General features: G+C 68.2%; 5 protein-coding genes and 1 pseudogene. 1 reads left to right on the top strand and 5 read right to left on the bottom strand.

Going from position 1 to position 6,939, the window contains the following annotated elements:
* The first annotated feature begins 452 nt into the window (after positions 1–452).
* Positions 453–1,016: a dihydrofolate reductase family protein gene (locus DKL51_RS24175; RefSeq protein ID WP_109946608.1), complete on the top strand. Its 564-nt coding sequence runs from the start codon at positions 453–455 to the stop codon at positions 1,014–1,016.
* 187 nt (positions 1,017–1,203) lie between these two features.
* Here the strand turns inward: DKL51_RS24175 and DKL51_RS36640 are convergent, their stop codons facing one another.
* The 5 genes and pseudogenes from DKL51_RS36640 to DKL51_RS24155 form a co-directional block, all read right to left on the bottom strand.
* On the bottom strand, positions 1,204–1,638 hold the full coding sequence (locus DKL51_RS36640) for a hypothetical protein (protein WP_243422591.1): 435 nt from the start codon (positions 1,636–1,638) through the stop codon (positions 1,204–1,206).
* A 416-nt stretch (positions 1,639–2,054) separates the two neighbouring features.
* A pseudogene (locus DKL51_RS36630) lies at positions 2,055–2,946 on the bottom strand (IS481 family transposase); the annotation flags it as partial.
* 1,249 nt (positions 2,947–4,195) lie between these two features.
* A complete protein-coding gene (locus DKL51_RS24165) occupies positions 4,196–4,993 on the bottom strand; it encodes a methyltransferase domain-containing protein (RefSeq protein ID WP_109946609.1) in 798 nt (265 codons plus the stop codon).
* A gap of 76 nt (positions 4,994–5,069) precedes the next feature.
* Entirely contained in the window at positions 5,070–5,729 is a 660-nt protein-coding gene (locus DKL51_RS24160; protein ID WP_123809642.1) for a hypothetical protein, read from the bottom strand.
* Between the two features lie 206 nt (positions 5,730–5,935).
* The gene (locus tag DKL51_RS24155; RefSeq protein WP_123827082.1) at positions 5,936–6,649 is read right to left on the bottom strand and encodes a hypothetical protein; all 714 of its coding nucleotides are present in this window, start codon (positions 6,647–6,649) and stop codon (positions 5,936–5,938) included.
* Positions 6,650–6,939 lie beyond the last annotated feature (290 nt).

Here is a 6,939-nt window from a genome sequence, read left to right as displayed (position 1 = left end):
GACCGCAGGCCATGAGAGAGCCACACCAATGACACCGGTGGGCAGCCGCAATGTGGGAGCGTCTCGCCGAGCACCTGGACCGAGTCTGGCCGGACATCGATCCTGCAGGAAGTCTCTAAGTAGCCGCGATGCGCGCTCCTGGCGCGGACAGTGACGGCCTCTGCGGTGTCATGAGGATCATGCCAGGCATCAGGTGGGACGCGAGTGCCAAGCAGGTCCCGGGACACCCCAGCGCCAGACGGCATCTGTCGAGTCCCACCTGATGCTTGACGAATCCGTCCCAGGTGTTGCTTGACGGTTGGTCTAGAGATAAGTGCAGAGATCGTATCGCCGTCCTGGCGCTACGGGGTCCTGGCGTGGTGGTGAACCGGCCCTCGGTGTGGCCTGACCGATGATTCTTCCGCGCCGTGCTGGTCTGTACGCCGAGTACCGACTCACGGGAGGCTGACACCATGCGAAAACTGACCTTCGGCATGAACCTGAGCCTGGACGGCTACATCGCCGCGCCCGGCGACGACCTCGGCTGGAGTGTGCCGAGCGACGAGCTGTTCCAGTGGTGGTCCGACCGGGTGAGGGCGACAGGCATGGCGCTGTACGGGCGCAAACTGTGGGAGACGATGAGCTCCCACTGGCCGACCGCCGACCAGCAGCCGGGTGCCACACCGGCGGAGATCGAGTTCGCCCGCCGCTGGCGGGACATGCCGAAGGTGGTGTTCTCCTCGACGACCAGCACGGTCGACTGGAACACCCGCCTGGTCACCGGCGACGCGGTCACCGAGATCACCCGGCTCAAGGCCGAGGACGGCGGCCCCATGGATATCGGCGGCGCCACACTCGCCGCAGCGGCCATGCGGGACGGGCTGATCGACGAGTACGCGATCGTCACCCATCCGGTCCTGGTAGGTGGCGGCACGCCGTTCTTTGCGGCCCTGGACAACTGGGTGAACCTGACCCTGGTGGAGAGCCGGACGTTCCCTGACGGCGTGGTCCTGACCAGGTACGAGACCAGGCGCTGAGTACCCCAACCTCGGATCGGCCCGGGCTTCGGGCCGCCCAAGGATCTCGTGGCGCTGTGTTTCGAGGCGATCGTGATACCCGTCCCGGATCACAGACCGTGTATGGCACAAGACACGCCTTGCCGTGCGCTGTCTAGTCCCACCGGATGCTCGACGTTTCCGTCCCAGCTGTTGCTTGACGGTTGGTCTAGGTTTCGGTGGCGACCTTGCGGGGTCGGTGGGCTTTGATCCTACGGACGGGCTGGTCGGTGGTGCGTCGGACGGTGTGTGGTCCGGTGTCGGTGTGGATGGTCAGTTCGGTGTCGGTGACCTCGATCGTGACGGTCTTTCCGGCGTTGATCCGGCCGAGAGCGACTTTCTGGCCAACGACCATGACCACGCCGGTGTTCGACGCCCGCCGCTGGACCCGGACCGGGCCGGTCGCGGGCTGTGGTGGCGGTCCGGCCGGGCGGACACCACGCAGCCGGGAGATGTCGGCTGGGGTGAGCGGGTTCGGCTGGGTCCGCAGCAGCTGGCGGGTGTCGAGGTCGAAGAACATCAGGGTGGCCGGCTCGATGCGGATCCCGACCCGGCGGCCGCCGAGGATCTCCGCGGCCAGGACCAGATGCTGACCCAGCGACACCGTCCCGGCCCGTTCACCGTCCGGTCCACCTCGACCGCTTGGCCCGGCTCGGCCGGCGGCAGCGGCGGCGGCCCGGCCGGGCGGCCACCCTGACGCAGCAGGTTCGCGAGGTCGGTGACCGACAGGTGTGATCGCACCGACTTGACCCGGGCGCCGCCGATCGTGAGGTGGACGACGTCAGTGTCGGCCCAGAACGTCACCGTGACCCCGGAACGGGCCGGGCCGAGCCAGAACTGTTTCCCGGCCACCTGCAGGTTCCCCGATGGCGGCACCACCCGGTCGAACTCGACCGCGTCACCGGACCAGGACGTCACCGGCGGGGTCACCAGCAACGGTGCCGGCGGCGGAACCGGCTCCGCCGACACGGTCAGCGAGGCGGGCAGCTTGACCGGCACCACGCCCGGCGGGCTCGAGTGGAAGCGGTCGGCGGGGAACGCCATGTCCAGGGACTGATGCGGCCGGTCGGTGTTGTATTCATGCCGGAAGACCTCGATCGCCGCCTGCACGCTGTCCAGGTCGGGCCAGGTCGCGACGTCGTCCAGCAGCTCCCGCCGCAACGTCTGGTGGAAGCGTTCGACCTTGCCGGTGGTGGTCGGCGTCGCGGGCGGGGTGAGCCGGTGCACGATGCCGTTCTCCCGGCAGATCCGGTCGAACATCACCTCGCCGCCGTTGCCGAAACGGGCGGTGAACTGCTTGCCGTTGTCGGTCAGCACCTCATCGGGCACCCCGAACTCCAGCAACGCCTGGGCGAACGCGAGGCACACGGCCCGGCCTGTTGCCCGGGGCACCACCGCGGCGATCACACAGAACCGGGAGTGGTCGTCGACGCCAAGTGACGACCTTGGCCTCGGTCCCATCGGCCAGGAAGATTCCGCCGACGATGTCCATCTGCCACAGCTCCATCGGACGGGCCCGTTCCCAGCGCACATAGTCCTTACGGCCCCGCCGCCGCTGCGCCGGGACCGCCAGCCCGTGACGCAGCAGGATCCGATACACCGTCATCCGTGACGGCACCGGACCCGGACAGCCCTGCCGGTCGAGCTCGAAGGCGATCCGTCGTGAGCCCCATTTCGGGTGGTGTCGGCGCAGCTCACACACCAGCGCTTCCACCTCCGGCGATGCCTGATGAGCGCAGGAGTCCGGACGCCGTGACCGGTCCTGCAACCCGGGCAAACCTTCCTCGGCATAGCGGCGCAGCCAGGTATGCACGCTCTGCCGCGACACCCCGACCTTCTCGGCTACGTCCACGACCGGATCACCGGCCAGGACCGCCAGCACGGCCTGATACCGCTGTTCCACGATCGACATTCCCACCAGTGCCAATCCCGGCCCCCAGATCCCGTGCTGCCGCAACAACACGTGATCAAGAAAGCCGAACGGTGATCATGTCAAGCATCAGGTGGGACGCGAGTGTCAAGCATCAGCCGTGACGGGACAGCGCCAGACGGCATCCCGTTGCCGAATTCCGCTCTATCAAATCAAGGCGGCCCGCAAGCGGGCCGCGCCGGCCCGACCCGGCCTGCTGGCGACCTCCGGCCGGCATCGGCCGGGCCGGCCGGCCACACTGAGGGGCAAGACCTTAGAAGACCTCGGGGCTCTGCCCCGAACCCCGGCCCTCCTCAGAGATCGACCGGGGCGGATCACCTCACCGGGCACCACAAGGGCTACCAGCCTCCCCGGACGGGGCCAAGGTCCTTCGTCCGGTAGGGCGCTCCACCTGGTCCCCGTCCGGGGAGGCTGGACGGTCTACGACTGCCCGACGAGGAGATCCGCTCCACCTGGCCTGGCGCAGGTCGGTCCACTCCACGGCGTGTGGTCGGCGGCGGCCGGGATGGCCGCAGGCTCGGCACACGTATGATGACGACGCCATCCCGTGACCAGCCGATCGGAAGCACGGCCAAAATGACAGGATTACCCGCTGCCGCACTGGTGTCGATCCTCGTTCTGCTCGTAGTGCTGGCCATCGACGTATGGGTTTACGCGGACGCCAAGGAGCGACTGAGGCGCGGGAACCCGGTCGCTGTCTCGCTTGGGTCTTTCCGACTGGAGACCCCGGAGGCGTGGTTCCTGGGCTGTTTGATCATGTGGGTTGTGTTCTTCCCGCTCTACCTGACAGCCACGGGGCGGAATCCCTTCGCTCACAGCAGGGGCTGACAACAACAGGGTGCAGGCGTGCTGTGGGCCATCCATGGGCCAGCAAACGGTGCTGAGCCCGGTCGCGACCGGGCACTAAGGGTCATTGCAGCGCCACCTACGACCACGCCTGCCGGACATCCCCCGCTACGGAGCGCTACTTTCAAACTGACGCTCCGCGCCGCCCCGACAAGCGAGCAGTCCGCATCTAGTCCGCAAGAAGTCGACGGACGGCGGGGAGTGGTGTGAGATGTCGAGAGGCATTTCCGCTGCTAGAACCCCATGTGCGCAGGTCGGCGGGACGGGCAGTTTGATCTCATAATCCCTCGGTCGCGGATTCGAGTCCCGCCCGCCCCACCTCGGAAACGCCTGCTCAGGCATGGTGCCGCCTTCACACTGGCGCCTTGAAGCTGACCTCGACGGTTCAAGCAGGTTTCCGGCCCCAGGCCGAGATCATGGGCGAGGTGGCGAGATCGAGAAGCCCCGCCGCGACGTTGCCGAGATGCCGGTCGACTTCTTCGTTCGTAGCCAGGCCGGCGGCGACCAGCCGGTCGCGGATCTGCGCTACGGTGGCCTGCTCCAGCAGGGTGCAGGCAGCGCCGGTGATCGGGAAGAAGGCGTCGGCTTCGACGTCGACGAGTCCGGCGCCGCGCAACAACCGAGGTAACGTGCGCCCGTAGGACAGGTCGACACCACGCTGCGCCATCAGCGTGCGGAAGTCGCGCTTGAGTTTGTTGGCCAGCCGCTGGGCCGGGCCCGACTCGTCCGGGCAGACCAGCGGCTGCATCATCGGGTCGGCCTCCTCTACCAGCAACCAGCCGCCGGGCCGCAGAGCCGAGATCATGGTGGCCAGCGCCGCGGCACGCTGTGGAACGTGCACCAGGACCAGGCGCGCGTGCACCAGGTCGAATCCATCCCCGGGCGGCGGCTCGACGCCGACGTCGTGGCGGCGGACCTCGTAGCCGGCGTCGGCGGCAGCGGTCATCCACGAGACGTCGATGTCGGTAGCAACCACGTGCCCCGCCGTGCCGACGCGCGCGGCGAGCCAGGACGGCACGCTGGGGCCTCCGGCGCCGACCTCCCAACACCGCCAGCCTCCCGCGATGCCGAGCGCGTCGATGTGCCGAAACGTGGAAGGGTCGAACAGCGCCGCCAGGGCGCCAAAGCGCGTTCCCGCTTCCGTCTGCTGATTGTCGAGCAGATAACCGCTGTCATCGGCCACGTCCCGCATCATCCCTCTCGCTGATGTCCAGGTTCAGCCACACCGCGCAGAGCGGCTCTGAGGCTCGACGTTCGGCCTAGACGCCGAGCGTCTTGCCGGCTGCTGCGAGGAGGATGCGCCATTCCTCGTACGGGAAGCCTGCCGGGTCGTCTGTGGGCTGGGCGCGCATGCTGTAGAAGGGGTGATCGCTGTCGGCCTCCTGGACGGCATAAAGGTTGCCCGACTGGTCGCGGGTCCAGGAGACGCCGCGTCCCCGGAAGTCGCGGCGTGCGAGCCAGTCTGTGACGTTCGGCCAGTAACCAGCCCAGCCAGTCGGGCGCAGTGACTCGAACGCCGTGTGCATGGTTGACGCGATCTGCTCGACGTCATCGTCGTCGTGCACGCTGACGAAGCGGCACAGCAGGACCAGCGTGGGACCCGGGTGCGGCAGCAGCGGGTCGAGTGTGGCTACCGCACGGCAGATGAGGTCGAGTTCCCACCAGCGGAACGCGTACGGGTGCCAGTGGGCCATGTCGTCCCAGCCGGCGCTGCGAATGCCGTCCGACGTCGGGGTGCGGATACCGAGCTCGTAGGAGTCGTACCGGCCCTTCACCTCAAGCACGACCTGGCAGGCACCACCCACGGGCAACTCGACGGCGACATCCGGGACCGGGGTGACGCCCTCCGCGTCGAAGAAGAACGTCTGCCAAAAAGCCGGATCATCAAATCGCACACGGAGACTACGGGGAACCGGCATCGCCGCAGGCTACCGGCGCCAGCAATTGACCACTGCCCCTCCGTCGAGCATGTGGGGGGACGCGAGGGTCAAACAAGCCCCGTGACAGGACACACCTGTTGGCCCACCGCAGGTCACCGGCTCGGCCGCTGCAACCTTCGGAGGAGGCCGACCCCACGGCCAGCCGCTGTCGGATCTCGCTGGCCCGCTGGGCCGAGCGCCCGGCCTCAGGCCCAGAACTGGACTTCCGCACCCTCGGTGGCCAGCTGGGGAAAGACCCTCTGCGGCTGCCGGCCGCTGCTGAGGTCCGCGAGGTACCACCCGTCGTTGGTCTGGAGGGCCACCCTCTTGTGGTCCGGCGCAAGGAAGGCGTCCCGAATTCCGCCCTCGACCTTGGGAACCCCCTGCCGCAGCGTGACGGTTCTCGCGGCCCGGTTCGCGGTCAGCAGCGCCACCGCCCCAAACATCTGGCCGGGGCCCTGTGCGAGGCAGAGTAGCGTCCGGTCGTCCAAGCGCTCGCGGCAGACGTAGAAGATCGTTGTGGCGTCCGTGTCGGTGGTGAGTCGGACCTCCGCGCTCACCAAAGCCTGCTTGCTCGCCACCAGCGTGCCGGTGGACCCTTTCCTGCCGCCGATGGCGATGTCCATACTGGTGGCGCTGCGTCCTTTGTCGTCCAGCGTCAAGGCCTCGGCATGTTCTTCGCGCGGCTTGGATCCTCGGGCGGCAGGGTCGAAGGACACAATTTTGCCAACTTCGCCTCCGCTGGAGGGGCGGACGACCAGCCATACCCGTCCACGCGAGAACCTGGGCGCCGAGTAGCAGAGCGGCCCGTCGCCGCGCGAATTCCAGCCAGGCGGACGCCAGGTGGCCGCCTGCCGGTAGTTGCCGTCACCTGCCCGCTTCGCCAATCGCACCTCACAGGCGTCGTCCCAGACCACCATTGACCAGTCTGGGCTGAAGGACTGCCTGGCCAACCGCGTGCGAAGGGGCCAGCCCGGCATGGTCGCGGCGAACGTGGGCCGGCCCGTTCTGATGTCTTGAACGGTCAGTCTCGTGGTGGTTCCTTGGGGATCGGTGCCCGCGCTCGTGGTCAGGAGGCCGGACGGAGCGCCGGTTGCTTTGACCGGCGGCGCGTCGGCTGCGGGGGATGAGGCGGCGGAGGGCGAGACGGCTGGGGCGTGCCACAGCGGTGCCTCTACGGGCCTGGCCGACTCGCACCCGGCCATCGCCG

This window comes from Micromonospora globispora (assembly GCF_003857015.1).
Classification (GTDB): domain Bacteria; phylum Actinomycetota; class Actinomycetes; order Mycobacteriales; family Micromonosporaceae; genus Micromonospora; species Micromonospora globispora.
Note: the sequence above shows the minus strand (reverse complement) of the source record. Positions and strands in the feature narration are given on the sequence as shown.